Origin of the sequence: Pseudomonas sp. P39-UII1, assembly GCF_039672635.1 — a bacterium.
Lineage (GTDB): Bacteria > Pseudomonadota > Gammaproteobacteria > Pseudomonadales > Pseudomonadaceae > Aquipseudomonas.
Window position 1 is genome coordinate 24,416 of the sequence record NZ_JBDFPP010000022.1, and the last position, 26,230, is coordinate 50,645.

The following is a 26,230-nucleotide window of genomic DNA, read 5'->3' on the forward strand; positions in this document are numbered from 1 at the left end:
GGTTTCAGGGTTCGCCACGGGTATCGATGCTCACCACCACCGACATCCCCGGGCGCAGGCGCCGGGCCTCTGGCTGGTCAGCATCCACGATGATCCGCACCGGTATGCGCTGGGCAATCTTGACGAAGTTGCCGGTGGCATTGTCGGCCTGCAGCAGGGCGAACTCAGAGCCGGTGGCGGGTGAAATCTGCTGCACATGGCCGCGCAACTTCAGGTGGTTGAGCGCATCGACGGTAAAGGTCGCTGGCTGGCCGATGCGCACATCGGCCATCTGGGTTTCCTTCATGTTGGCGATCACCCACAGGGTATCGGGCACCAGCGCCATCAGTTGCGCGCCAGAGTTGACGTAGGCCCCCAGGCGCGTGCCGATCTGCCCCAGCTGGCCATCGCGCGGCGCCGTCACCCGGGTGTTGTCCAGGTCGATGCGGGCCAGCTCCACGGCTGCCTTGGCGTTTTCCACCGCGGCCTCCAGCGCTGCACGGTTGACGATCACCGTCTCGCGGTCCTGGCGGGCGATGGCCAGCGCCGCCTTGGCCTGGGCCAGGGTGGCGACCGCGGCGGCCTGGCTGGCACGCGCCAGGTCGAACTCGCTGCGTGACACCGAACCATCGCTGACCAACGCCTGGCTGCGGCGCAGGTCGGCGCCGGCCTTGTCGGCCTGGGCCGAGGCATCGCCAATGGCGGCCTGGCGCTGGGCAATGGTGGCCTCGGCGCTTTTGCGCTGCTGCAGGTTGTTGGCCAGCGCCGCCTGCTGCTGCTGCAGCTGGGCGATGGCCTGGGCAAGGCGCTGCTTGTAGATGCGGTCGTCGAGCTGCACCAGCAGGTCGCCGGCCTTGACGAACTGGAAGTCATGCACCGGCACATCGACGATGTAGCCGCTCAGCTGCGGCCCGATGATCGTCACCTGCCCGCGCACCAAGGCGTTCTCGGTGCTCTCGATGGCGCTGCTGAACGGCGGCAGGCGCCAGGCGTACAGCACCAGCAGGATGCCGGCCAGGGCCACGCAGGCGAACAGGATCGACGACAGGATGCGCACCCGCCGCGTGCGTACCGGGCTGGTCGGCTCGCTGGGCGGCGTCGCGCCTTCCGGGGTTTCGGCAATGGCAGTGGTGGTGGTCGTGCGGGTTTCGTCGGTCATCGGCTGGCAGTACCGCTGGTGGAGTCGGGTGAAGCGGCCTGGCGGGCGGTGTACCACAGCCAGGAACCGCGGATGCAAATCCAGATCATGGTGAGCACGGCGATGCTGCCGATCAGCATGAACACATCGTTGTAGGCCATCACGTTGGCCTCACGGGTAGCCGCGCTGGCCAGCACGCGCATGCCGGCCTCGCTGCGCAGGGCCGGGTCGGCGAGGATACCGGCGTAACCTGCGCCACCGCTTTGAACGCGGGCGTTCACCAGCGGTTCGAGGAAACTGAGGCGGTCCATCAGGTGGCTGGAGTGAAACTTTTCGCGCCAGGTCTGGAAGGTGCCCAACAGCGCCGCGCCGATCAGCCCGCCGAGGTTGTTGCAGATGCCGAACAGCACCGAAAAACTCACCAGGTTACGCGGGTTGGCGCGTACGTGGCTGATGCCCAGTGCCATCGATGGGCCGAGGAAGAAGGTACTGCCGAAGGCCAGCAGGAACTGGCTGAGGTACATCTGCGCCGGGCGGGTGAGGTTGCTTGAGCTGCTGTCCATGAACGCCCCGGTGGCCATCGCCAGCAGCGAGATGAACAGCGGAATCACCAGGTGGTTGGGGTTGATGGTCAATGCGCTGGTGGCCAGGCCCGCCACCGCGCCGAGCAGCATGATCCAGTACAGCGAGCGCATCTGCTCGCTGCCCAGGTTCAGCACCTGCAGAAAACCCACGGCGCCGGTGGACTGCTCGGAGGTGACCATGCGAATGAGGATCACGCACAGGCCCAGGCGGATGATCGCGCCGCTGCCCAGCCAGCGCGTCATCAGCAGCGGGTTCTGGCGGTTGTGCTCGATGGCCAGGCCGCTGAACACCAGGGCGATGGAGGCCGCCAGGGCCACGCCGATCCACGGCGCGTCCAGCCACCAGTCGATGCGCCCCAGCGACAGCGCCGCGCAGAGCAGGGCGGTGCCGCTGGCCATCAGGGTGAAGGTGAGAAAATCCAGCGGCTCGAAAGTCTTGAAGCGGTCGCCCGGGGGCAGCTTGAGCATCAGCACGCACCCCAGCGCGGCCAGCGCCAGGCCCAGTTCGAACAGGTACAGGCCGCGCCATTCGGCGATCTGCAGCAGGTCTTCGGAGAAGATCCGCGCCAACGGCAGCGCCAGCTGCGAGGCGCCCAGGCCCAGCACCATGGCCTTGAGCCGCCACTGCGCCGGGAACGCCTGGATCATGTAGTACAGCCCCAGCGAACTCAGCGCGGCGCCAACCATGCCGTGGGCGGCCCGCACGGCGATGGCCGAGTTGAGGTCATTGACGAACAGGTGGGCGAAGGTGACCAGCGCGTACAGCACCAGGAACACTTCGGTGAACGCGCGCAGGCCGAACTGCTGGCGAAACTTGACCAGCAGCAGGTTGATCGACACGTTGGTCATCACGTAAGCAGCCGGCAACCAGGCCATTTCCGCAGTGGTCGCGCCAAGGGCGCCTTGCAGGAATACCAGGTTGGCGGTGACCAGCGCGTTGCCGAGCCCGCCGGTGATTGCCACCAGCAGCCCGACCACGCCGAAGGCCAGGCGTTTGGCCGGGGAATGCAAGGGCGTTGAAGGTGAGCCGGGCAGGCTGGGCTTTTCGTGCGGGAGCCACTGGTGGGGGGCGTATTTGTCCATGGCGCTGACTGTACGTTGCGGCCCTATCGCCGGCAAGCCGGCTCCCACAGGCACCCCTTGGTTCTTGAACCTGCGGTGAACCTGTGGGAGCCTGCTTGCCGGCGATAGGGCCAGTGTTGCCTCAGCGGATCAGCCACCCACCACCATCGACGTGAACGGCGCCACATAAGCCTGCAACGTCACCAGGCAACCCACCAGGATCGCCAGAATGATCGAGTGGAAGAACACATAGCGCAGGATTTCACCTTCATGCCCGTACCAGCGGGTCGCGGTGGAGGCCACGACAATGGACTGTGCATCGACCATCTTGCCCATCACCCCGCCAGAGCTGTTGGCCGCCGCCATCAGCACCGGGCTGAGCCCCAGTTGTTCGGCAGTCACCCGTTGCAACCCGCCGAACAGCACGTTGGAGGCAGTGTCCGAACCCGTCAGGGCCACACCCAGCCAGCCCAGCAAGGTGCCGAACATCGGGTAGAAGATGCCGGTTGCGGCGAACGCCAGGCCCATGGTCGCATCCAGGCCTGAATACCGCGTGAGGAAGCCCAGCGCGAGCATGGCGACGATGGTGATCAGCGAATAGCGCACCACCCACAACGTACGCAGGTACTGGCGGCCCAGCTCCAGCGGCGAGTAGCCCATCAGCAGCCCCCCGAGGATCGCTGCCAGGAAGATGCCGCTGCCGGTGGCGGTGAACCAGGTGAACTTGTACTGGGCGTCTTCTTTCTTCGGCGTGGCCACCACCGGCGGCACCTTTTCGATCTGCTGGTGGATGGCGTCGAAGGTGAACACCGGCGCGAACACCGGGTTGGCCTCGCGCAGCGGCTTGCCTTGCGGGTCGAGCATGGCTACGCCGCTAGCGGGGTCGAGCGCCGCACGGGTGTCGAAGAGGTTCTTGAAGCTCGCTGTGCCCCAGGCGAACACGAACACGGTGAGGATGATCCACGGCATCCAGGCCTTGAGCACGCTGCGCTGGTCTGTCTGGGTAAACGTGGTGGTGGCGCCCGGCCGGTCGTCGGGCTCGACCTTGGAGTTGTCGACACGCCCGGTCAGCGCCGCCGAGGTATGCACGGTGGCCGGCTTCCACACGCGCAGAAAGCCAGTCAGGCAGGCCATGGAAATCAGCGCCGCGATCACGTCCACCAGCATCGGGCCGTGGTAGTTGGAGACCACGAATTGCGGCACCGCAAAGCTGACCCCGGCCACCAGGATCGCCGGCCACACTTCAAGCATCTTGCGCCAGCCGGCAAAGGCCCAGATCAGCCAGAACGGCACGATCACCGAAAAGAACGGCAGTTGCCGGCCGACCATCGCCGACAGCTCCATTTCATCCAGCCCGGTCACCTTGGCCAGGGTGATGATCGGCGTGCCCAGCGCGCCAAACGCCACCGGTGCGGTGTTGGCGATCAGCGCCAGGCCCGAGGCCGCCAGCGGCGAGAAGCCCAGCCCGATCAGAATGGCTCCGGTCACCGCCACCGGCGTGCCGAAGCCCGCCGCACCCTCGAAGAAGGCGCCGAAGCAGAAGGCGATCAGCAGCAGTTGCAGGCGGCGGTCGTCGGTGATGCGTGCCAGGGAGTCCTGCAGCACCTTGAACGAGCCGTTCTCGGTGGTGAGCCGGTGCAGGAAGATGATGTTGAGCACGATCCAGCCGATCGGCAGCAGCCCGTTGGCGGCGCCGTACAGCGCCGCCGAACCGGCCATGCTGGCGGGCATGCCGAAGGCGACGATCGAGATCAACAGCGCCGACCCCAGGGCGAGCAGGGCGGCGATGTGGGCTTTTATATGGAAGAAGGCCAGGGCTGCCAGCATGACCACCACCGGGACGGCGGCCATGAGGGTGGAGAGCACCGGGCTTGCGAACGGGTCGTAGATTTGCTGCCAGACCATTTGCCACCTCGATTGTTGTTGTGTGAGGTTTTGCACGCTTTTGGGCAGATGGCATTTGGGGATGCCTTTGGCAGTATAGGAAGGATTTGACCTGCCGAAGATGTTGCGACAACAACGGCCCTTTCGCGGGTAAACCCGCTCCTACAGGTTCTTGTAGGAGCGGGCTTGCCCGCGATAGGGCCAGTACCGACGCTAAAGCACTCTGGCCAGGAACTCAGCCGTGCGGCTATCACCGCACTGGGCAACGACCGCCGGCGTACCACTCACCACCACCGTCCCCCCCGCATCCCCGGCCCCCGGGCCGATATCGATCACCCAGTCACTCTGCGCCACCACGCGCATGTCATGCTCGACCACCACCACGCTGTGCCCGCCCTCGACCAGGCGGTTCAACTGCACCAGCAACCGATCGATGTCCTGCGGGTGCAGCCCGTTGGTGGGCTCGTCCAGCACGTACAACGTGGCACCACGGGCCATGCGTTGCAGCTCGGTGGCCAGCTTGATGCGCTGCGCTTCACCGCCGGACAGCTCGGTGGCCGGCTGGCCCAGGCGCAGGTAACCCAGGCCGATGTCCTGCAGCACCTGCAGGCAGCGCCGCGCCGGCGGCTGTTCGGTGAACACCTGCAATGCCTGGTCGACGGTGAGCTGCAGCACGTCGGCGATGTTCATGCCCTGCCAGGTTACGGCCAGGGTTTCGGGGTTGTAGCGTGCGCCGTGGCAGGTCGGGCAGGGCGCGTAGACGCTGGGCATGAACAACAGCTCGACGCTGACGAAGCCTTCGCCCTCGCAGTTTTCGCAGCGGCCCTTGGCGACGTTGAACGAGAACCGCCCGGCATCGAAACCGCAGGCTTTGGCTTGCTCGGTGGCGGCAAACAGTTTGCGCACATGGTCGAACAACCCGGTGTAGGTGGCCAGGTTGGAACGCGGCGTGCGGCCGATGGGTTTCTGGTCCACCTGCACCAGCCGCTTGACCTGCTCAAGCCCCGCGCTCACGCGCCCGCTGCTGGTTTGCTCGGGTTCATCCTCAAGGCTCTGCTCCTCTGGCTCGGCCCGCTGCTCGGCATGGCCCAGGTGGGCACCCACCAGCTCCAGCAACGCCTGGCTGACCAGGCTCGACTTGCCCGACCCGGAAACGCCGGTGACCGAGGTGAAACAGCCCAGCGGGAAGGCTGCGCTGAGGTTGCTCAGGTTGTTGCGGGTGATGCCGTCCAGCTGCAGCCAGCCCTGCGGCTGGCGTGGCACCCGCGCGGCTGGCTCCGGCGCGGCAAACAGGTAGGCGCGGGTGCGTGACGCCTCAACCTCGGCCAGGCCTGCCGGCGGGCCGCTGTACAGCACCTGCCCGCCATGTTCACCGGCCGCGGGGCCGACATCCACCAACCAGTCCGCGCGGCGCATGGTGTCCATGTCGTGCTCCACCACGTACACCGAGTTGCCGGCCTGCTTCAGCCGTTGCAAGGCGCCGAACAACGCTTCGCTGTCGGCCGGGTGCAAGCCGGCAGAGGGTTCGTCGAGCACATAGATCACGCCGAACAGCTGCGAGTTGAGCTGGGTGGCCAGGCGCAGCCGTTGCAGCTCGCCCGAGGAAAGCGTCGGCGTGCTGCGCTCCAGGGCCAGGTAACCGAGGCCCAGGTCAAGCAGCGGTGCGATGCGTTCCAGCAGCTCGTGGGCAATGCGCTGGGCAGCCAGGCGCTTTTCCAGCGTCAGGGTGTCTTCATGCTGCTCCAGGTAGCCGGGTGCGGCCACCGTGCGCAACACCTCGGCCAGTGCCTGCAAAGGCAGCTGCGACAGTTCGCCAATGTCGCGCCCGGCAAAGGTCACGTCCAGCGCTGCACGCTTCAGGCGCTTGCCTTGGCACAGCGGGCAGGGGCTGGGGCGCATGAACTGCGACACGCGCTTGCGCATCTGCGCGCTCTGCGAATGCATGAACGTGTGCATCACATAGCGTCGTGCGCCACTGAAGGTGCCCTGGTAGCTCGGCTCGAGCTTGCGCTTCAGTGCGGTGCGGGTCTGCGCCGGGGTGAGGCCAGCGTACACCGGCACGGTGGGTGTCTCTTCGGTGTAGAGAATCCAGTCGCGTTGCGCTTGCGGCAGGTCATGCCAGGGCACATCCACGTCATAGCCCAGCGTCACCAGGATGTCGCGCAGGTTCTGCCCCTGCCAGGCCATCGGCCAGGCCGCCACCGCCCGCTCACGGATGCTCAGCGACGGGTCAGGCACCATGGTCGCTTCGGTCACCTCGTACACCCGGCCCAGGCCGTGGCATTCGGGGCATGCGCCTTGCGGTGTGTTCGGCGAAAAATCCTCGGCATACAGCATCGGTTGCCCGGCCGGGTAGCTGCCGGCGCGGGAGTAGAGCATGCGGATCGAGCTGGACAGGGTGGTGACGCTACCCACCGACGAGCGCGCGCTGGGAGTACCGCGTTGCTGTTGCAGGGCCACGGCCGGCGGCAACCCCTCGATGGCGTCCACGTCCGGCACGCCGACCTGGTCGATCAGGCGCCGGGCATAGGGTGCGACCGATTCGAAATAGCGGCGCTGGGCTTCGGCGTAGAGCGTGGAGAAGGCCAGCGAGGACTTGCCCGAGCCGGAGACCCCGGTAAACACCACCAACGCGTCGCGCGGGATGTCGACGTCGACGTTCTTGAGGTTGTGCTCACGGGCGCCACGTACGCGGATGAAGCCTGGCGGGGTAGGGTGGCGGGGCGGCATGGGGCGGTCCTGGTGGGTGGAAAGTTCTCACGTTAACAGGATTGCAGGCGCCATGGGCGAGTGCGGCCGATCACTGGGTCGAACCGGCTTTCCACGCGCGCTATACTCCCACCTCTTCGTGCCCACAGCCGTGGGCCTCACCCCGTGCAGGATGCATATGTCGTCTCAACAAACGTTAACCACCCCCGATGCCACGTTTACCACACCGCCAACGTTCCTCGCCGAAGCCATAGAACAAGCGCAACAGGCCGAACGTATTTTCGAACAGCGCAAAGCGCAGATCACGCTCGCGTTCCTGGTCGTTCAGGCGTTGTTTTGCGGCTATTGGATGATCAGCTGGATGTTCAGCGGCCATTACATCCTGGGGCCTGTTCTTGCGGTCGTGATGTGGTTTGTGCTGGCGTTGCTCTATTGGCCGCTGTCCCTGTTGTGGTACCCGAGCAAGCGCGCACGAGACCAGGCTTATCGCAACGCCAACGCGGCACGGGTGGAGGCGGGCAAAGCGTTCATGGCCAGCCAGCAGCTTGGCGCCTACCGCTGGGTATGCCGTCGCGACCGAATGCTAGGTGTCTTTACCGAAAGCCAGATGCTCTACGTACTCTCACCGGACAGCGGTAACCAGCATGCCCTCATGGCCGCGCCACGCGTCGTCAAGCAGGTGCGCGTAGATGAGCACACGACTACCAGCAGCACCACCAGGACCACCACCAAGCATGGCCGGCGCAGCGTGCTCGCCTATACCTCTTTTTGGGGCGTGATTGGCCCAGGCACCTCGCGCTCCAAGTCGACCACCACCCATCAGGTATTACGCGATTACACGCTAGGCATTCAGTTGCAGAGCGCTGGGCAGCAGCCTTGCTGGGTTGAATTGTCGTTTGGCGAGGACCGGCAAGAGGCGCGCAACTGGCAGCTGCTGGTCGAGCAGACGGCAGGGCGTTGACCCTGCTGGCGCTCGGCGGGTGCCCCGCGCATCACCGCGTTGCTCAGCCGCGGGCAGTAACGGCAGTCATCATGACCGCTGTTCGCGCGTCCCCAGCACATCGCGGATGTTGTCGACTACGTTGCTGTCCTTGATCACATCGCTCAGCCAGCCTTCCAGCGGCATGTTGCCCCACTTGATGGCGCGTTCGATCAGGTACGGCACCGGGCTTTGCGGCTCGCTCTGCTTGAAGAACTGGGCAATGCCCGCGAGCATGGTGAAGGCTTCGTCACGGGTCAGTGGCGTCGTGCGCATCGCTGCGGGGGCCGCAGCCTGGACGGGGCTGTTCATCGCTTCTCCTGGCTCGGTGGGCGCAGCGCTGGGGGGGGCAACAGGTTCTGAAGGCGCAGCGGCTGCGGGGTGCAGCTCGATACCGCGGTCCTTGAGCAGTTTCTCTGCCAGCTGGCTGGCGCGCGACAGCATGTCGGCGAGGCTGGCGAAGCTGGGCGCTTCGGCGCCGAACAGGCGGTCGGTGGTCGCTTGCAGACGCTGGCAGGCCTGCAAGCTGGCGGTAATCTGCAAGGCTTTGCTGCGCAGGTAATCGCTATCGCTGAGGACCACCGAACGCTGGAAAATCTCGGCGTTGATCTTGCCTTCATTGAGCGCGGTCTGCATCGCCTTGGGGTTCTGCAAGGCGAGGTTTTCTACATGGCGTGATTCGTCGTAACGCAACACGCCGAAATTCTGCCCTTGGGTAATGGGCAAGCCACCGGTGATGTCGGTGAGCGTGGTCTTGAGCCAGGACAACCGTGCGGCACGCTCGTCCAGGCCATCTTCGAGCGACGGGTAGACGCTGCTCCAGAAGTTTTCCAGGATCCGTTCGGTCAGGGTGAGGCCAAAGGTGATGCCTTCAAAGTGGTCACGCTGGGCCAGCCCTTCGTTGAGCCAGGCGACCAGCATCAGGTCCTTGCTCTGTTGCGCAAGCCCCTGGGCCGAGAGGTTGATGACCTTTTCCCAGTCGGCAGTCTTCAAGTCGGTTTGCCAGTCGCCCTGGGTCAGGTAATCAGGGTCTGCCCGGCGCGCCTCCTTGATCTGGTCGAACAAGGCAGAGAAGCTCAAGTCTTCGCCGCTGCCACCGTCGATCGGCGCGGCCAGCTCGGCCAGCGAAAGGTCGTTGAGGAATTCAGGCATAAAACACTCTGATCAGGGGTGAACAACGTGCCGGGAGCCCCGGCACGCCGCAGGATATGGGCCGCATGTGCGGCCCATGCCAAGCAAGTGCTTAGGCGAACACTTTGTTCGCGGTGCGGTCCCAGCCACCGACGATGTTGCCGCCAGCCTGGCCGTCGGTACGGTTCTGCTGGGTGTAGGTGGTCTTGATACGGGCGAAGTTGAAGCTGATTTCTTCGATCGGCAGGTCGCTGACCGCCTTGTCTTCACCGCCCTGGTTGCCACCGGCCACGAACTTGACCGACGACACCACCACTTCTTCCATGTCGATGGTCAGGTAGGTGACCTTGTCACCACCGGCACGGTTGACGTTCAGCTTCAGCTTGGCGATGTGCTTGCCGGTGCAGCAGTGTTCGAACAGTTTGGCCGAAGCCTTGTCGACTGCCTTGCGGATCTTGAAGTCGCTCAGCGCCACGCGCTCGGAGGACGCACCGCCCGAGGAGCTTGCGGTAGCCGAAGTGGCCTGAGTGGCGCCGTACTCGTAGCCCAGCACTTCGATCCAGTCCTTGTGCTTGTCATCCAGTACTTCGCCCGGGATGCCGTCGATTTGGATATACGCGTCAAATGCCATTGTGAAACTCTCCATTAACATCAATTAAAGGTCGCTCATGCGTCCCTTCGTGTTGACCTCTCTGACAGCGTCAGCAGAGGTAGCTTGCCGCCAGCCGGGCCTCCTCCTGTGAGGCCCGGCTGGCCGGTTCTTGCGGCGCGGCCTCAGTTGAGCCCGCGCACTTCGATTTCTACCCGGCGGTTGGGCTCCAGGCACTTGATCAGCTGTGCCCGTGCTTGCTGCATGTCGCAATTGACCAGCGGCTTGCGGCTGCCTTCGCCCTGGGCGGTGACCAGCTCGGCGGGCACACCCTTGCCCACCAGGTAGGTGCGGATGGTTTGCGCCCGTTGCCGGGAAACCTGCAAATTGCCCTGCGCGTCACCCAGTTGGTCGGCATGGCCAGAAATGACGATCTTGCCGATGTTCGGGGTGTTCAGCAGCTTGTTGGCGATCGCGCTCAGTTGGCTCTGGCCTTCGCTTTTGAGGCTCTGGAAGTCGGCACGGGCGAAGGCGAACAGGGTGTCGGACTCCAGCGTGATGGTCTCGATCGAGCGCAACGACTGGGTCAGCAGGCTGTTGATGTAGTTGCGCGAGCTGGACATCAGGAACGCATTGTCAAGAATGCGCGGCACGTCCGGTTCGCGGATCTGGTCGCTGTAAAACACGATCTGCCGGCTGGCGTACTGGTAGTCCTGGCTGGCGGTGCTGTCGCTGCCGGTGGCGACCATGCTCTTGCCGGTGTGGCGGGCGATGGCGGGGTACCAGTAGTCTGGCAGGCGCGCCTTGAGGAACGCCGGGTCGGCCTTTTCCCGCTGCGCCGGCGACAGCATCACGTAGGTGTCCAGGGCTGCCTTGCCGAAGTCGGCGATCGACTGAGCGCGGTTGTCATGGGGCAGGGCTTCGGCCTCGACGCTGTCCACGCCGGTGACCGGTTGCAGCTCGCGGGTATTGCGTTGGTACACCTTGAGCGTGGTCAGCAGGTACAGCGTGCGGGTGAGGTTGTCCGCCGTGGGCTTGAGCATCACGTTCTGCAGAGTGGCAAAGTAGCGAGTGCGCAGCACCGGCTCGACCGCATGGCCCTGGTACAGGCCCAGGCGCATACCCAGTGGCACGGCGTGCTCGTGGTGTTGCTGGTAGTAGTGCGCGGCCCAGAAGCGCAGGCGGTCCAGGCTGTGCCAGGCGGCGTACTGCCCGGGGTTGGCCTGATCTTCGCGTTTGGCCTGAGCCAGCTCGCCGGCGATGCTGCCGAGGGTGGCGCGGTTGTTGAAATAGGACCAGCCCCACAGGCTGCACAGCAGCAAGCCCGCCAGGCTGGCGGCACCCACCCAGGCAGCCTTGCGCCGGCGCTCGCGGCGGTTGCTGGTATACAGCGCCACCAGGTGCTGGTCGGGGATGATCACTTTGCGGAACAGGCTGTTGATGAACAGCGGCGACGGCTGGCTGCCGCCCTGGGCGGCACCCTCACCATGCGCCAGGGCAAAGCGCTCGGCCACATGCTCACCGTGGCTGCCCCACTGGGCCTCGTCGGCTTCCAGCGCGGCGGTGAAGTAGAAACCACGCAGCAGCTCGGCATTCTGGTACGGGTTGGCGCGCAGCAGGCTGTCAACGAAGCGTTGCAGGCGCGGCTTGAGCGCGGCCAGCTCCAGCGGGAAGCGGTAGGCCGCGTCGTTATGCCGGGTGACCTGAATGTCCTGCTGCACCAGCTGTTGGCTCGCGACCTGCTGCCAGTAACCGGTCAGCTCGTCCATGGCCTTGCCAAAGCGCTGGCCCCAGTCGGCCTGCTCGAAGCCTTTGTGCGAGAAGGTCTTGCCCATTACTTCGCCACGTGCGCTGTCGTCCAGCTGGCGATAGAAGGGGGTGAAGCCCGGGATCAGGTCGGACTTGGTGAACACCAGGTAGATCGGCAGGCGCACCTCGAGCAACGCGCAGCTTTCCTGAATGCGCTCGCGCAAGCGCTTGGCCACGCGCTCCTGGTCCTCGGCCGAGCCGTGCAGGATGTCGGCGATGCTGACGCTGACGATCAGGCCATTGAGCGGGCGGCGCTGGCGCTGCTGGCGCAGCAGCTGCAGGAACCCGCGCCATTTGCCGGCTTCTTCAGGGCTGTTCATGTAGCGCCCGGCGGTGTCCAGCAGCACGGCTTCGGAGCTGAAGAACCAATCGCAGTTACGCGTGCCACCCAGGCCTGCGACGCGAGCGCCTTCACGCTCGGCATAGGGGAAGTTCAGCCCCGATTGCAGGATCATGGTGCTTTTGCCCGCGGCGGGCTGCCCCACCACCAGGTACCAGGGCAGGGCGTAGAGGGCGTCCTTGGCTGGGGTGCCGCGTGGCTTGTTGCTGTGCAGGCGCTCGATGCTCTGCAGCAGCCGTTCGCGCAGCAGGCTGACCTCCTCGCGGTCGGCCGGGGTGGCGTTGAGTACGGCCTGGTCGGCGTCATCGCGCAGCAACGCCTCAAGGTTGTGGTGCTGGCCGGCGCCGCGGTACAGCAGCAGCACATAGCCCGCCGACAACAGCAGGAACACACCGATGCCTGCCAGCAGGCTGTGCAGCGAGGCGAAGCCCAGGGCCCGGCCAATGGCCCAGACCACGAAAATCGCCAGGAAGAAGGCCAGCCCCAGCAGGTAGGGTTGGTAGCGCAGGCAGTAGTACTTGATCTTGTTCATACAGGCGTCGCATCCAGCGTATCGACGAACTGGTCGATGACGTGTTCAAGAGGTCGGTCGTAATCGTGTGCGCGGGCCGGTTGCGCCAATGGGCTGAGCAGGTCCAGGTGCTGGCGGGCATCGGCCGTGCCGCTGAGCAGGCGATAGGCCGTATTGGCATGGCGCGACGGGAAGCACAACAGCCGTGGGTGCATGAAGTTGTCTGCCAGCAGGCTGACTGCAGGCGCACCTTGGCGGCCGCTCATGCGCGTGAGCCAGGTGAGCCACAGGTCGGCGGTGGGGTTTTTCAGGCCACGCTCGGCTGGCAGTGGCAACTCGATAGCGCCCTCGAAGTCGCTGTGCAGCGACGCGTGTGCAAGCTGCAGGCGTGCCAGCGCAGTAGCGCCGTCAAAGGTTGGCCAGGAACCGTGCAGCGCTCGGGCAACGTCGGCAAAGCTGAAATCATGGAGGAACTTGGCGTGCACCCGGCGGAACAGGTCAAGGTCCTGGGCCTGCAGTGGGCGCAAGGCCTTGATGCGCTCGAACACAGCAGCGGGCTCGGAGCCTTGCACCGCCTGGTGCAGCAGCGGCTTGATCTGGGCGCTGAACAGCTCACCCAGGGTGAACGGGTTGAGCAGCGCTTCACCTTCCTGGCCCTTGAGCACCTGGAAGATGAAAAACGGGTAGCGCCGCTGGCTGGCATCGCGGGAGCTGAGCAGGCCGCCCAGCAACCGGTTGCCATTGCGCGCGCGGTAACTGAAGAAACACATCGGCAGCGCGTCGAACAACGCCTGCCAGTCCTCGCGGTGGCGCATCGCCGCCAGCGAGGCCTGCAGCCAGGCGTCGAATTCGCAGACTTCCTCCGCCGCGCCATGCAGGCTGACGAAGTCCGCGCTCGACGGGAGCTTGCCGAAGCAACCGATCATTGTGCGCCCCTGCCAGCGCCGTTCAGCGCGCTCAAGGCCTTGACGTCGCCCAGGTCGGTCAGCTTGACGCCGCCGAAGTTGCGCACCACCAGGCTGACGCGGCCATTGGCCGTGTTCCAGCTAAAGCGTTGCTGGATGCCGTCGAGGTCGTCCACCCGCGCGCTTTCGTTCATGCGCAGCAGGCCCCAGCGGCCCGGGAAGTCGAATACGTTCAGGCGTGCGCCGCTCAGGGTCACCACGTCCAGACGTGCGCCCGGCGCATTGCTGGTGCCAGGCCAGGCGAAGCGGTTCCAGCTGCTGCGGCCGTTGCGGTAGTGCTGTTCCTGGCCGTCAAGGGTGAACACGATGTCGGTGAAGTTGGCCGACGGTTCGAGCATGATCTCGAAGCCGTTGTCGCGGTCCGACAGGCTGGCGATCACCTGGCCCACAGAGCTGGCCTTGTCGATGCTGTTGAGCATGCCAGGGTTGACCAGGGCCGGCGCCTTGCCGTTGCTCAGGCCCAGGCCTTCGCCGCCGGACAGGTTGCCGATCTCGTTGCGCTTGAAGGTCGGCAGCAGGCCGCTGTCGGGGTCGACGAAGCGCTGCAGGTCTTTGACCGACGCCTCGTTGCGGCTGCCGGTGGCGATCGGGTAACGGTGCGCCATCACCTGTTCCCAGGGCTTGGCTATCTGCTGTGCCCAAGCCTTGGCGATCTGCTGGCCGGCCGGGTCGCGCAGGGTTTCCCAGGCGTACTGGATAGGCAGGCTGAACAGCCCCTGCAGCGAGCGCGACAGGCCGTCCTGGCTGGTGTCGACGCTGGTTTCCACGTAGTTGCGTACGGTGGTCACTTCGCTCGGCTGACCTTCCAGGGTTTCACTGATCAGCAGCTTGCTGCCCTTGCCGACGTCCTGCGAGCGCTGGATGTTGTTCATGCGCACCTTGAGCTTGCGCAGGGCGGCCAGGTAGCGGTCCATGATGGTGCTGTCGGCGCCTTCGGCGTTGTTGGCGGCAAACACACGCGCCACCGGTTCGAAGCGTTTGGCCAGGCTGCCGTCGTCGACCGCTGGCAGGCTCGGCGCGACGGCGTCCGGTACGCTGTCCTTGGCGTCGTCGAGCAGGCCGCTGACCTTGCTCCAGAAACCGTCCACGCGGGCATTGCCCGTAGGCGTTGCTTCCCGCTGCGCCGGCAGGTCCCACTGGGTGTTGTCATTGACCGCGGCCAGCAAGTTTTTCACTGGCGAGTTCTGCACGTCGCTGAGCAGCCCCAGGTGCTCGGTGGCCGACGCCAGGTCGGCGAAGTGGCGCACGCCGACGCTGTTGACCATCTTGTACCAAGCCTGGGTGTAGTCGCGCTTGTAGCGGGTCATGAACTCGCGCACGAAGTTGGCCTTCTGCACGATGGCATCGCCGCCTTCGCCGTCGAGTACCCAGTCGGTATCGTTGCGCAGGTTGCCCGACACCAGCTTGATCAGTTCAGGTTTGACGAAGGTGTCCCAGCCCTGGCGGGTGTAGATCGCCGGCACGCCCGCTGAGCTGTACAGCAGCGTGCGGCCAGGCATCGGCACCAGGTCGTTGAGGCTCAGGGCCGGGAACTGGCGGCTCGACTCCAGCTGCAGGCGCAGGTATTCACGGTCGACCAGCGAGCTGGAAATCATGAACGACTTGAGGTTCTGCCGGGTTTCGTCAATCAGTTGTGCGTTGCGTGGCAGCGAAGGGGCCTGGCCCTGTTCGAGCAATTGCACGTACAGCGGTGCGTTCTCGCTGATAACCCCTTCGTCCGCCGGTGTACCTTCGGAGGCTGCGGCGGCCCAGGCCTGTGGCAGGCTGGCGGCAACGAAGGCGGCGTCCGGGTGGGCCTGCGGCTCAGTCAGCAGCAGGTACAGCTTGAGGGTGTTGTAGGCCTCGATGATCGACGCGACCTGTTGCTCATCCAGGCGCCCAAGCATCTCTTCGGAGAGCGACAGGCCGCCGGTGGTTGCGGACAGCTCGGCAGCATCGCTGGCGGTCGCCAGGTTGACCTTCGCGGCGTAGGCGCTGGCGCGGGTCTTGTTGAGCGCGGCCTGGGCCTTGGCCGCCAGGCGTGGCGCCAGTGGCTTGCCATTGCGGCTCTTCGGTGCCGGGGTGAATTCCAGTTCCTGATTGATACCGCTGGCAAAGGTGTTGAAGGCACGCATCTGTACCTGCAGATTGCGGGCAATCGGCTCCAGTGCCTGGCTGCGCAGTTGCGCCAGGTAAGCGGTGCGAGCGACCTGGTGGATCGCTTCGCCGTGGTACAGGCCGGCGCTCAGCTGCAGCGGCACGCCCTGCAGCCGGTGAGCCTCGACCGTGGCCATCTGCCCGCGCAGCACTTCCAGGCCTTTGCCGGCTGCCAGCAGTTGTTCGCGGTCAGCCGATTGCTCGATCTCGGCCAACTGCCCACGCAGGCTGTCCAGCCACTGGCGGTTGTTGGCGAACGACAGCGCCTGCCAGCCGATGAACGCCACCCCGGCAGCCGCGGCCAGGCCCAGCATCAGCGGGCTGAACGCGGCCTGGCGGCCCAGGCGCGACTGGTACAGGGTCAGGTCGCGGTCGGGGAAAATCACCTGGCGGAAGGTATCGGTGATGAAGTAGCTGCGGTTGCCCGGCGCCTTGCCATCGGCCTGCGCGCCATCATCATAGGCCGCTTGCAGGGCAAAGCTGTCGGCGATCTCGTCTTCGTAGACGTGGCCCAACTGCTGGTCGGTCTGCAGTGCACTGGTGAAGTACAGGCCGCGCAGCAGCAGTGGGGCGCTGCCGTGCTGGCTGCGCGTGAAGTGTTCGAGAAACTGCTCGAGCACGCCATTGAGTGCAGCGAAATATTGCGGGAAGTTGACCAGGGTGCTGTCGGCATCGGCGCCCAGGCTGACCATTTGCGCATCGACATGCTGGCGGATGTGGCTCTGCAGGTTTTTCAGGCGTGCATTGATGACGCTGTGCAAACCATTGTTGCGGATCTCCGACAGGCCAAAGGTCATGCCCAGTGGCTGCTGGCGCTGGTGCAGGTCGAGGCCTTCGAATGCCTGGTTGAAGCCTGGCAGTTGGTCGGTCTTGCTCAGCATCAGGTAGATCGGCGGGTTGGTGCCCAGGCACTCGGCGTATTCCTCGACCCGCGTCACCAGTTGTGCCGCCAGGGCGTTACGCTCGTCGCTGTTGGCCGCCAACAACTCGGGCAGGCTGACCACCAGTACCAGGCCGTTGATCGCCGCCTTGCCGCGCTGCTTGCGCAACATGCGCAAGAAGGCCGAGAACTCGCTGGCAGACTGGTCGTCGCGTAGGTAGCGGCCCGCCGTGTCGATCATCACCGCGTCGGGGCTGAAGTACCAGTCGCAGTGCTGGGTGCCGCTTTCGCTGTCGTTGGCCGTCGCAATGCTCGCCGACAGCCCCGAGTGGGTCAGCAGGGAGGTCTTGCCGGCGGCCGACATGCCGATCACCAGGTACCAGGGCAGGTCCGACAGCGCCGCCTTGCCACCACCGCCGGCTGAGCGGTCGGTACGCAGCATGGCGATGGCGTGCTTGAGGCGCTCGCGCAGCACTTGCTGGTCGCGGAATTCGCCAGTGGCGTTCCACGAGCGATCGACCTCGAGCTGCAGCAGGTTCTCCAGGTTGTGTTCGGCGCGGATGCGTTGGTACTGGCGCAGCACGATCACCAGCAAGAAGCAGGCACTGATAATGGCCAACGCTTCGGGCACGTGGTGGCGCAGCCAAGGCACCAGTGGGGCCACCAGCCAGCAGATCAACAAGCTCACCAGCCACAGCAGTGGCAGGAGGATCCAGAAACTCTTCAACAGACGCAGTAATGTTTTCATGTCTTCCTGACTCGGCTACCTGATAGGGGCTCAGGCACTGAACAGCTGGCGGATTTGTTCGGAAAGGGCGGCGACGTCCTTGTCGAGCAACCAGTCGAGCGTCAGGTACACCGCAACGCAGACCAGCGCAATCAACACCAGGTACACCCACAGCGGCACCTCGTGGCGCAGCATCTGCGACACCTGGTCGGGCAGGGCCCAGTCCGGCGACAGGGCCTTCGGCGCCTTGCGGTAGCGCGCGATGTCCTGGCCCAGGGAATTGGCCAGGTAGCGCAGCTGGTCTTTCTGGCCGAGGCTGAACTTGCCTTCGAAGCCCAGGGCCAGGCACAGGTGGTAGACCTCCAGCACATCGAGGTTCTGTTTCACGTCGGCGCGCAGGGCGTCGACCTTCTCGAAGAAGCCTTCACCGGCCAGGTGCACGCCGAAGTAGCGGAACTGCAGCGGCTGCAGTTCGAAATGCCGGCGCAGCTCGCTATCGCCCGAGCGCAGCACGCTTTCGTCGAGGAATGCGCACAGCGCGTATTGGGTGTCCTTGACCTGCTCGACGCTGTAGTTGGCGGCGCGGGCATCGCGCTCCAGGTTGGCGAAGAAGCGCTCGACGCTGCCCTCGAAGGCCTGCACCGAAGTGACCTGGCGGCCGCGGCGCACGATCAGCGCCATGCTGATGAAGTCCTGGACCAGGTCCTTGAGCTTCGGTTTGTCGTCGGCGGCCGCAACGGCGCCTTGCTGCAATACGGCTTCGGTCATTTGAGCACCGCCATCAGTTCAAGCTTGAGGTTGGTAAAGGCGCTGGGCGCGTAGAAGCAGATGGTCTGGGCGTTCATCATTCGCTCGTAGACATTGCCGTGTGGCTCGATGGCGAAGTATTGGTTGTCCAGGCGCACCGGAATGGCGTTGGGCAGCCGCGCGGCATGGTTGAGGGTGACCCCCGGCATGGCGCTGTTGACCACCACCTCGATGTCTTCCGGCGAGCCGACCTTGAACGCCCGCGGCACCAGTTCCAGCAGGCTGGCACCGGGCATGTCGGCGTGTACCGAGATATAGAAGTCGGCTTCGGCCAGGCGCGGGTCGCGCAATTGCCCTTGCCAGTAGCTCGGTTTGGTCTGGGTGAGGTTGATGACGATGCACTGGTTGGGCACGACATTGTCGAGCATCACCCGGATCATCTCGTCCAGCTTGACCAGCGACGCGGCCGGGTCGTGGTGGTCGTAATCCGGCACATCGCTCAGCTGGGTGTCCAGGGTAAAGGTCAGCAAGCCGCCGGCCAGGTCTGCCAGGAACAGGTACAGGCGCTCCGGGTGCAGGCGCGGGTGAGCCAGCAAGTGGGCCAGTTGCGGGTGCGCGCGGTTGACGGTGTTCAACAGCCAGAACAGGGTCACGTCACTGGAGCCGAATTCGGCGATCTGGTCAGCGCGTTCTCGGCGCCGGCCCGACAGCGCCTTGCTCTTGGCCTGCAGCGCACCGAGCAGGCGCTTGCCGATACCGGCCAGGGTGTCGTGGCTGCCCAGGTGCAGGGTGGGGTGAACGAAATGCGGGTCGAGGTTGAAGCCGCCCATGCTGTTGCGCGTCAGCTTGGCCAACGGGCAATGGCTGTAGCCATCGAGGCTGTCGCCGTCCACCAGCAGCACCACGTTCAGCCGCAGGCTGGTGATTTCGTTTTCCAGCTCGCCTTCGTTGAGGTCGGGCAGGGTATCGAACTGTTTGCGAAAGCGCCGTGCAGCCTTGTGCTCCTGGCCATCCTCGACATAGTTGAGGCCGAAGGGCTCGGGCAGTTTGAGCGCGGCATAAACCTTCAGGTCATTGGCCTTGAGCAGGTCCTTGAGGTCGCGGGCGGCCGGCAGCGGGTCGTGCTGCGGCGCGTCGTACAGGCTGCCGTCGGGGAACACCAGTTTCAGGCGCTTGAGCTGCAGCGAACCGTTGGCCAGGGCATCCTCGTCCACTTGCAACGCCTGCACGCCCCAATGGAACGGGGTGCCGCGCAGCGTCGCCTCGGCCAGCTGGTGCTGGTGGAACTCATCCTGGTATTGGAAGTGCTGGGGCAGCAGGAACATGCCTTCCGACCACATCACTCGGCTCTGCTTGCTCATTTGACGCTATCCACTAAAGAGTTGAATTTTGAATCCATGGCGTTTTGTGCCGACTGGCCGGCAGCGTCCGTGGCCTTGTCGATCACCGCGTCTTGCACTTTGTCGCTGATGGTCGGCGCGGTGTCCTTGGCCTGGGCGGCCGCCACTTGCTCGGCGGTGGGCGGCTTGTTCAGCACGTCCACGCCACGCACGGCGGTGATCGCCGTCTTGTCAACGAGAATGCGCAGGCCATCGGAGGAGAACCAGATACCGTCCTTGCGCAGCGAGTTGGCGTCGAAGGCAACCTTCCAGCGGGCATCCTGGTCGTCGCGGAAGAACGCGGCCATACCGACGTACCGGGCGCTTTTGGCCAGCGGCCACTGGTCGATCTGGCCGATGCCTGGCAGCAGGGTGAGCTCGCGGGCCTCCACCAGGGTGTTGCCCAGGGCTTTTTCCGGGGCTTCCCAGAGGGTGTCGGCATCGGTGGCAGCAAAACGTTCGAGGTCGGTCAGCTGGTACACACGCATCACCACCGACAACGGTTTGCCCTCGGCATCGGGGTTGAGCTGGTTGCCACCATCGGAGGTCAGGATGACCTTCTCGCTGTCGGCCAGCATGTCAGCTGCCCAGCTGTCGTCCATGCGCTTGCCGATGCGGTCGGTAACCCCGCAACCGGCGAGTGCCAGCAGCAGGGCGACAGCGCTCAGGCGCTTGAGTGTGGTGTGGCTGCGTTGCATGACGGCTAAACCTCCAGGTACTGATTCAGGCCAGGCGATAGGCGAAATCGCCATCGCTGCCCAGCTCGATCGTCAGGCGCTCGATCGGCGCGTCCTGCGCCATGCGCTCGAGCACGTGCTGGGCCAGCTCGGGCATCAAGGTGCGCGACAGGATGTTGTCGATGTTGCGCGCGCCGCTGTCGACCTCGGTGCAACGCGCCGCAATGGCCTTGACCAGTGCATCGTCGTAGCTGAGTTCGGCCTGATGGTTACGGGCGAAACGCTTGGCGATGCGGTCGAGCTTGAGGGCGACGATGCGTTCGAGGATCTGGTCCTGTACCGGGTAGAACGGCACGATGCTCAGGCGGCCGAGGAAGGCCGGCTTGAACACCCGGTTGAGCTCATCGCGCAGGCCTTCGACGATAGCCTCCGGCGTTGGCAGCGTTTCGGCGTTCAGGCAGGTGTGCATGATGCGTTCGGTGCCGGTGTTGGAGGTGAGGATGATCACCGTGTTGCGGAAGTTGATCTCCCGGCCTTCGCCGTCGTCCAGCACGCCCTTGTCGAACACCTGGAAGAACAGTTCCAGCACGTCGGGGTGGGCCTTTTCCACCTCGTCCAGCAACACCACGCTGTACGGCTTGCGGCGCACGGCTTCGGTCAGCACGCCGCCTTCGCCGTAACCGACGTAGCCGGGCGGCGAGCCTTTGAGGCTCGACACGGTATGGGCTTCCTGGTACTCGGACATGTTGATGGTGATCAAGTTGCGCTCGCCGCCGTACAGGGTGTCGGCCAGGGCCAGCGCGGTTTCGGTCTTGCCGACGCCGCTGGGGCCGAGCAGCAGGAACACGCCGATCGGCTTGTTCGGGTCTTCCATGCGCGCGCGGGAAATCTTGATGCGCTTGCCGATCTCGTGCAGGGCGTGGTCCTGGCCCAGCACGCGCTCGCCGAGCAGGGCTGGCAGGCGCTGTACGGTGTCGATCTCGTCACGCAGCATCTTGCCCAGGGGGATGCCAGTCCAGCCGCTGATCACCTGGGCGATGGCGCCGGCGTCGACCAGGGCGTGGACCAGTGGCTGGTCGCCTTGCACATTGCTGAGCTCGGCACGCAGGGCATTGAGTTGCTCTGCATCGGCCTGCTTGGCGCTGTCCAGGGCCTTGAGCTGCTCGACCAGCTCAAGCTCTTGCTGCCATTGGGCGGCCAGGCGCTGTTCCTGGACCTGCTCGGCCTGCAGGGCGGCTTGCAGCTCGGCCAGGCGGCGAGCATGGTCGTGGCCTTTGCCGGCCTCGTGGTCGAGCACGGCGATTTCGGCTTGCAGGTTGTCGATGTGGCGGCGGGTGTCTTCCAGGGCACCTGGCTGCGACGATTGCGCCAGGGCGATGCGCGCGCAGGCGGTGTCGAGCACGCTGACTGCCTTGTCTGGCAGCTGACGGCCCGTGATGTAGCGGTTGGACAGGCGTACAGCCTGCACCAGCGCTTCGTCCATCACCGCCACCTTGTGGTGTTCGCGCATCTTGCCGAGCAAGCCGCGCAGCATATAGATGGCCTTGTCTTCGTCAGGCTCTTCGACTTTGACCACCTGGAAGCGGCGGGCGAGGGCGGCGTCTTTCTCGAAGTACTTCTTGTACTCGGCCCAGGTGGTGGCGGCGATGGTGCGCAACTCGCCACGGGCCAAGGCTGGCTTGAGCAGGTTGGCGGCGTCGTTCTGCCCGGCCTGGCCACCAGAGCCGATCAGGGTGTGGGCTTCGTCGATGAACAGGATGATCGGGTGCAGGCTGCGCTTGACCTCTTCGATCACCGCCTTCAGGCGGTTTTCGAACTCGCCTTTTACCCCGGCACCGGCTTGCAGCAGGCCCAGGTCGAGGGTGTGCAGGGCCACGTCCTTGAGCACCGCCGGCACATCGCCCTGGGCGATGCGCAGGGCCAGGCCTTCGACCACAGCGGTTTTGCCGACCCCGGCCTCACCGGTAAGGATCGGGTTGTTCTGGCGGCGGCGGGTGAGGATGTCGACCATCTGCCGCACTTCGAACTCGCGGCCGAGCACCGGGTCGATACGGCCGTCGCGGGCGCTTTGCGTGAGGTTGACGGTGTACTGGTCCAGGGCAGGGGTCTTGCCACCCACCTTGCCAGCGCCGGTCACCGGCGCAGCTGGGCTGGCCAACGGGCTCGCCAGCTTCGATTCGGCGCTGCCTTCGACCAGTGCCGCCAGGTTCAGGCGCAGGTCGTCGGCGTTCACTTTCTCAAGCTCCGGTGCAGAGGCGATTACCACCCGGCGCAGCTCGGCGTCGTCGAGCAACGCTTGCAGCAGGTGGGCGCTGCGCACCTGGCCGACGCCGTACTCGATCGAGGCCAGCACCCAGGCCTGTTCGATCATGCGGGTAATGTGCGGGGACAGGGCTGGCGTGCGGGTGTTGCCCTTTTTGAAGGTGCCCAGGGCGGTGACCAGTTGCGCCTGCAGGCGCTCGGCGACCACGTCGTAATGGCGCAGGATCACCGGCAGGTCGCTGTCGCTGTTGTCGAGCAGTTGCAGCAAGAGGTGCTCCACCTCGACGTCATAGTGGTGCTCCGACAGGCACAGGGCCGCCGCGCTTTCAGTGGCCGTGCGGCTGGTTTCGTTGAGCTTGGCGAACAGAGACTTCAGGTTCACAAGGCGACCCCATCGTAAGGAATGTGGAAGACGGCGCAACGCGATGGCTCCGCGTCACGGCCAGGGCGTTTGAGCCAGCCCAGCCAGCCCAGCGCGACATTGCCGCTGCGGCCCAGTTGGGCGCGCGGCACGGCCTCGCGCTTGAGGCGAGGGGCAATTTCGAAGTCCAGCTCGGCACCTATATAGAAGCGCACCAGCTCGACCAGCTTTTTGTAGCACTCGGTACCCGGCTGAAACCGCTGGTAATCGGCCAGGGCCAAGGGGCCCAGTTCGATGCGGATGCACGACTGGTAATCCCACACGCGGTTGCCGGCAACGGCGCTATGGCCAAGCTGGGCGTTTTTGCGGCCCAGCTGGGTGCACTGCTCGGGCTGCAGGTTGAGCCAGCGACCGGCGAACTGCTTGACCTGGATCGGCAGGCCGAAATAGAAGCCCAGCATGCGCTCCAGGTTGAGCGCGTTGCGCGGCTTCTGGCTGAGCAGCCCGGCAAAGTAGCTGAACAGTTCGCGGCGCAGCACCGGTTGCGGCTGCTCGAACTTCAAGTGCTGCGCACGCGGGCCGAGGCCGACCAGGTTGAGCAGGTAGCCATCGAAGCCCGAGGTGCCGTTGCGCTCGTGCTCGATATGGAATTTGTACTTCTGCCAGGCTTCGTAGAACAGCGTGGTCATGCGGTGCGAGAAGATGTCCAGAAACGCATGGGCGGCATCGTCGCGGTACTGCACGTGGCGCTCCAGCAGCAGCTCGGTGTATGGCCGCGGCAGCACGCCCGACGGCCCGACCAGGCCCATGAACGTCACCTGCACTTCCGACAGCGGCAGGCCGGCCGTCGACACCTTGCCTTCACGTTCGAAGTGCAGCTCGCTGACTTCACTGGCCGGGAACGCCAACGACAACTGGCTGCGAAAACGCAGCGGGTCTTCGTGCGGCCGGGTTGCCAGGTCCATGCGGCCGGTGCGGCTGTAATGCAGGCGGAGCAAGCGCACCAATTGAAAGAATTCGAATCGGTGCGGCTCGGCTCTGGCTTGATCGATCAGACCAGGGGCTGATCGCCAGTACGGGCTGGCCATTGGACGACTCTCTTTTCTCGTTGTTGGGTGCGCAAGGTCAATTGGGTAAAGCTGTTCATCGAGCAGTACTGCCCGAAGAAGTGGTCCAGCACCATGCCGAACAGGAACACGCCGCTGCCGGTGAACTGGCTTTCGTCGAAGGTCAGGGTGATGCCCACGCCGCGTACGAAGTTCGGCCGCGGGTGGCCGATGCGTGCCACCACCGGCTCGCTGCTGATCGCCTTGATGCCGTTGATCTGTTTGCGGATGGCCGACACGTTGCGGTAGTTGTACAGCGACAGCAGTTCGAGCAGCACTTCGCGGCCCTGGCTGACCAGCGACAGGTGGTTGAGCGAGAGGTGCGCGATGAGCCGCCAGATCAGGCCCTTGCCCAACGGGACGCGCACCGTGGCGGTGGGTTTGCGCAGGCAGCGGATGTCCTTGATCACCGAGTTGGCCGGGATGTTGAAGTCGCCACGCTCGCCGCCGAACGGCAGCATCAGCGGTACATCGCGGTTGCTGCAGGTGAGGCTGATGCTGAGGGTGTCACTGTTGCCGTCGATCAGCTCCAGGTCGCGGTCGACCACGCGGATGCTCATGGCGGTGGCATCGCCCTGGTTGCGCCGGCGGGCGATCCAGTAGCTGTTGTGCGGGTCTTGCTCGCCACGCGGTTCGAAAAACGGCTGGCAGGTGCCAACGTGGTCGATACCGCCCAGTTTGCGCACGCGGCGCACGCGGTCGATCGACACCACCTCGGCGGCGTTGTGCAGGCGAATGTCCGGGGTCACCGGGTACTCGTGCTGGGTATGGGTGAGCTTGATCGGCTCGGCCTGTTGGCGGAACAGGTTGATGATCGGCGTGCAGTTGAGCTTGAAGTTGTTGCGGCCGATGTTCTGGGTCAACCGTGACAGGCGGTCACTAAGGTCGTAGTCGTTGAAATAGAAGTTGAGCTCGACTTGCTCGATGGCCTTGCCCTGCAGGATGCGGGCAAACCCGCAAAGGTCGAAGAACATGAATTTGTCGGGGAACGTGAAGTACTCGTGCAGCAGGCGGTAGCCCAGGAACGAGCGCTCGGAATAGTCCACCAGGCCCTCGTCGCGGGCATAGCCCACGGCTTTCAAGGCATCGGCCGGCAGCGCCACTTCGCGGTTGCGGCCTTCATCCTGGAAGCTGAGCGTGGCTTTGGCCAGGTTGTTGAACAGCAGCTCGTACAGCTGGTGCATCAGCGTTGCTTCGCCATCGAGGAAGAAGCGCAAACGATCAACTTCCAACTGGCCGAACAGCGCATCACCGGTGGCTTGCAGGCGGATGCGCAGGCGCGCCACCAGGTCGGCGCTGTGGCCGTTGAACGCCGAACGTTCCATCTCGGCGAACGATGCCTGTTGCACGGCAATCGGCCATAACTCCACCGGGTAGCAGGTGCGGAACTTGCACACTACGCCTTCGACGGCATTGGCGTGCATCTCGGTATGCCGGGCCACGCGGTAGGCTTCGGTGACTTTTTCGTGCTTGCCCAGGCTCAGCTCGGCGATAGACATCGACGGCGTAGGGCGCAGGTAGTGCGGGTACAGCACCTCAAGGAACGACTCGACGATTTCGGGGAACTCGTCATCGAGCTTTTTATGCACGCGCGCCGACAGGAACGAGAACGCCTCGATCAGCCGCTCGGTGTGCGGGTCTTCGCAGTTGTCGCCCTCGATCAGCAGCCGCGAGGCGATTTTCGGGTACTGCGCAGCAAACTCCTGGCCGAGGAAGCGCAGGTGCGACAGTTCCTTTTCGTAGTAGGGCAGCAGTTCGTCGAGCATCAGTTGAGGTTCTGCACTTTGTATTCCTGGGTGTTGACCTGCAGCACGGCGTCGAACGACACCTGGCGGCTGATGTCCTGCAGACGCAATACGGCGTCCACGCGGAAGGTCAACATGCGATGGCCGTTCTGCTGGGCCAACAGCTGCACGCGCACCCGGCGGAAACGCCGGTCGCCCGTGCTGATCGCCCGCTCCAGCTGTTGCTGGATCAGGCGCCGGTCATGCGGGTCGAGCACGCTGCGGCTGATGAAGTCGGGCATGCCGTATTCAAGGATGGACCCACCCAGCTGGCTGAAGCCGTCGAGCTCTTCGGCGACCAGGGACTGGCGAGTGTTCACCAGCACCTCCAGGTCGCGGACGATGCTCGCCTTGTACTCGGCCAGCGAACAGGTGCGCTGCAAAGCGGGCTCGGCCGACTGGTATGGACGGTCGTCCAGCAGTCGGTCGAGCAGCGAGGGCAGCAAGCGGGCCTGATTACTCATGTGTCATCCTTGAACACGTAGGCCGGT

Annotated in this window: 17 protein-coding genes; 1 reads left to right on the top strand and 16 read right to left on the bottom strand. The window is 64.9% G+C overall.

Annotated elements, in window-relative coordinates; genetic code table 11:
* Window positions 1–4: 4 nt before the first annotated feature.
* The 4 genes from ABEH27_RS21595 to uvrA all read right to left on the bottom strand — a co-directional run bounded on the left by ABEH27_RS21595 (window position 5) and on the right by uvrA (window position 7,377).
* Window positions 5–1,138 (bottom strand): HlyD family secretion protein, encoded by a 1,134-nt coding sequence (locus ABEH27_RS21595; RefSeq protein ID WP_346615514.1) that lies wholly within the window; start codon window positions 1,136–1,138, stop codon window positions 5–7.
* A complete protein-coding gene (locus ABEH27_RS21600; RefSeq protein WP_346615515.1) occupies window positions 1,135–2,784 on the bottom strand; it encodes an MFS transporter in 1,650 nt (549 codons plus the stop codon). The genes ABEH27_RS21595 and ABEH27_RS21600 overlap by 4 nt, the downstream gene beginning before the upstream one ends.
* Window positions 2,785–2,913: 129 nt before the next feature.
* Window positions 2,914–4,668 (bottom strand): L-lactate permease, encoded by a 1,755-nt coding sequence (locus ABEH27_RS21605; protein ID WP_346615516.1) that lies wholly within the window; start codon window positions 4,666–4,668, stop codon window positions 2,914–2,916.
* A gap of 192 nt (window positions 4,669–4,860) precedes the next feature.
* Entirely contained in the window at window positions 4,861–7,377 is a 2,517-nt protein-coding gene (gene uvrA, locus ABEH27_RS21610) for an excinuclease ABC subunit UvrA (RefSeq protein WP_346615517.1), read from the bottom strand.
* A gap of 157 nt (window positions 7,378–7,534) precedes the next feature.
* Between uvrA and ABEH27_RS21615 the strand changes: the two genes are divergently transcribed.
* Window positions 7,535–8,317, top strand: a complete 783-nt coding sequence (locus ABEH27_RS21615; protein ID WP_346615518.1) for a hypothetical protein — start codon at window positions 7,535–7,537, stop codon at window positions 8,315–8,317.
* A gap of 69 nt (window positions 8,318–8,386) precedes the next feature.
* Here ABEH27_RS21615 and tssA read toward each other — a convergent pair whose 3' ends face one another.
* The 12 genes from tssA to tssE form a co-directional block, all read right to left on the bottom strand.
* Window positions 8,387–9,487 (bottom strand): type VI secretion system protein TssA, encoded by a 1,101-nt coding sequence (tssA, locus tag ABEH27_RS21620; protein WP_346615519.1) that lies wholly within the window; start codon window positions 9,485–9,487, stop codon window positions 8,387–8,389.
* Window positions 9,488–9,578: 91 nt separating this feature from the next.
* Window positions 9,579–10,097: a type VI secretion system tube protein Hcp gene (locus tag ABEH27_RS21625; RefSeq protein WP_016499518.1), complete on the bottom strand. Its 519-nt coding sequence runs from the start codon at window positions 10,095–10,097 to the stop codon at window positions 9,579–9,581.
* A 143-nt stretch (window positions 10,098–10,240) separates the two neighbouring features.
* Complete coding sequence (gene tssM / locus ABEH27_RS21630; protein ID WP_346615520.1) at window positions 10,241–12,736, bottom strand: type VI secretion system membrane subunit TssM; 2,496 nt, start codon at window positions 12,734–12,736, stop codon at window positions 10,241–10,243.
* On the bottom strand, window positions 12,733–13,641 hold the full coding sequence (tagF, locus tag ABEH27_RS21635) for a type VI secretion system-associated protein TagF (RefSeq protein ID WP_346615521.1): 909 nt from the start codon (window positions 13,639–13,641) through the stop codon (window positions 12,733–12,735). The genes tssM and tagF overlap by 4 nt, the downstream gene beginning before the upstream one ends.
* A complete protein-coding gene (locus ABEH27_RS21640; RefSeq protein ID WP_346615522.1) occupies window positions 13,638–17,444 on the bottom strand; it encodes a type VI secretion protein IcmF/TssM N-terminal domain-containing protein in 3,807 nt (1,268 codons plus the stop codon). Before ABEH27_RS21640 ends, tagF begins: the two co-directional genes overlap by 4 nt.
* Window positions 17,445–17,474: 30 nt before the next feature.
* The gene (icmH, locus tag ABEH27_RS21645; protein WP_054901378.1) at window positions 17,475–18,191 is read right to left on the bottom strand and encodes a type IVB secretion system protein IcmH/DotU; all 717 of its coding nucleotides are present in this window, start codon (window positions 18,189–18,191) and stop codon (window positions 17,475–17,477) included.
* Entirely contained in the window at window positions 18,188–19,531 is a 1,344-nt protein-coding gene (gene tssK, locus ABEH27_RS21650; RefSeq protein ID WP_054901377.1) for a type VI secretion system baseplate subunit TssK, read from the bottom strand. Before tssK ends, icmH begins: the two co-directional genes overlap by 4 nt.
* Entirely contained in the window at window positions 19,528–20,247 is a 720-nt protein-coding gene (tssJ, locus tag ABEH27_RS21655) for a type VI secretion system lipoprotein TssJ (protein WP_346615523.1), read from the bottom strand. The genes tssK and tssJ overlap by 4 nt, the downstream gene beginning before the upstream one ends.
* A gap of 25 nt (window positions 20,248–20,272) precedes the next feature.
* Window positions 20,273–22,870 (bottom strand): type VI secretion system ATPase TssH, encoded by a 2,598-nt coding sequence (gene tssH / locus ABEH27_RS21660; RefSeq protein WP_346615525.1) that lies wholly within the window; start codon window positions 22,868–22,870, stop codon window positions 20,273–20,275.
* Window positions 22,867–23,937 (bottom strand): type VI secretion system baseplate subunit TssG, encoded by a 1,071-nt coding sequence (tssG, locus tag ABEH27_RS21665; protein ID WP_346615526.1) that lies wholly within the window; start codon window positions 23,935–23,937, stop codon window positions 22,867–22,869. Before tssG ends, tssH begins: the two co-directional genes overlap by 4 nt.
* On the bottom strand, window positions 23,901–25,721 hold the full coding sequence (gene tssF, locus ABEH27_RS21670) for a type VI secretion system baseplate subunit TssF (protein ID WP_346615527.1): 1,821 nt from the start codon (window positions 25,719–25,721) through the stop codon (window positions 23,901–23,903). Before tssF ends, tssG begins: the two co-directional genes overlap by 37 nt.
* Entirely contained in the window at window positions 25,721–26,203 is a 483-nt protein-coding gene (gene tssE, locus ABEH27_RS21675) for a type VI secretion system baseplate subunit TssE (RefSeq protein ID WP_176516773.1), read from the bottom strand. Before tssE ends, tssF begins: the two co-directional genes overlap by 1 nt.
* Window positions 26,204–26,230 lie beyond the last annotated feature (27 nt).

Bases quoted from the DNA above. Each gene is read 5' to 3' on its own strand.
- icmH (WP_054901378.1), bottom strand. From the start codon at position 18,191: ATGACCGAAGCCGTATTGCAGCAAGGCGCCGTTGCGGCCGCCGACGAC.
- ABEH27_RS21600 (WP_346615515.1), bottom strand. From the start codon at position 2,784: ATGGACAAATACGCCCCCCACCAGTGGCTCCCGCACGAAAAGCCCAGC.
- ABEH27_RS21605 (WP_346615516.1), bottom strand. From the start codon at position 4,668: ATGGTCTGGCAGCAAATCTACGACCCGTTCGCAAGCCCGGTGCTCTCC.
- tssJ (WP_346615523.1), bottom strand. From the start codon at position 20,247: ATGCAACGCAGCCACACCACACTCAAGCGCCTGAGCGCTGTCGCCCTG.
- tssE (WP_176516773.1), bottom strand. From the start codon at position 26,203: ATGAGTAATCAGGCCCGCTTGCTGCCCTCGCTGCTCGACCGACTGCTG.
- tssG (WP_346615526.1), bottom strand. From the start codon at position 23,937: ATGGCCAGCCCGTACTGGCGATCAGCCCCTGGTCTGATCGATCAAGCC.
- ABEH27_RS21615 (WP_346615518.1), top strand. From the start codon at position 7,535: ATGTCGTCTCAACAAACGTTAACCACCCCCGATGCCACGTTTACCACA.
- tssA (WP_346615519.1), bottom strand. From the start codon at position 9,487: ATGCCTGAATTCCTCAACGACCTTTCGCTGGCCGAGCTGGCCGCGCCG.
- tssF (WP_346615527.1), bottom strand. From the start codon at position 25,721: ATGCTCGACGAACTGCTGCCCTACTACGAAAAGGAACTGTCGCACCTG.
- tssM (WP_346615520.1), bottom strand. From the start codon at position 12,736: ATGAACAAGATCAAGTACTACTGCCTGCGCTACCAACCCTACCTGCTG.
- tagF (WP_346615521.1), bottom strand. From the start codon at position 13,641: ATGATCGGTTGCTTCGGCAAGCTCCCGTCGAGCGCGGACTTCGTCAGC.
- ABEH27_RS21595 (WP_346615514.1), bottom strand. From the start codon at position 1,138: ATGACCGACGAAACCCGCACGACCACCACCACTGCCATTGCCGAAACC.
- ABEH27_RS21625 (WP_016499518.1), bottom strand. From the start codon at position 10,097: ATGGCATTTGACGCGTATATCCAAATCGACGGCATCCCGGGCGAAGTA.
- ABEH27_RS21640 (WP_346615522.1), bottom strand. From the start codon at position 17,444: ATGAAAACATTACTGCGTCTGTTGAAGAGTTTCTGGATCCTCCTGCCA.
- uvrA (WP_346615517.1), bottom strand. From the start codon at position 7,377: ATGCCGCCCCGCCACCCTACCCCGCCAGGCTTCATCCGCGTACGTGGC.
- tssK (WP_054901377.1), bottom strand. From the start codon at position 19,531: ATGAGCAAGCAGAGCCGAGTGATGTGGTCGGAAGGCATGTTCCTGCTG.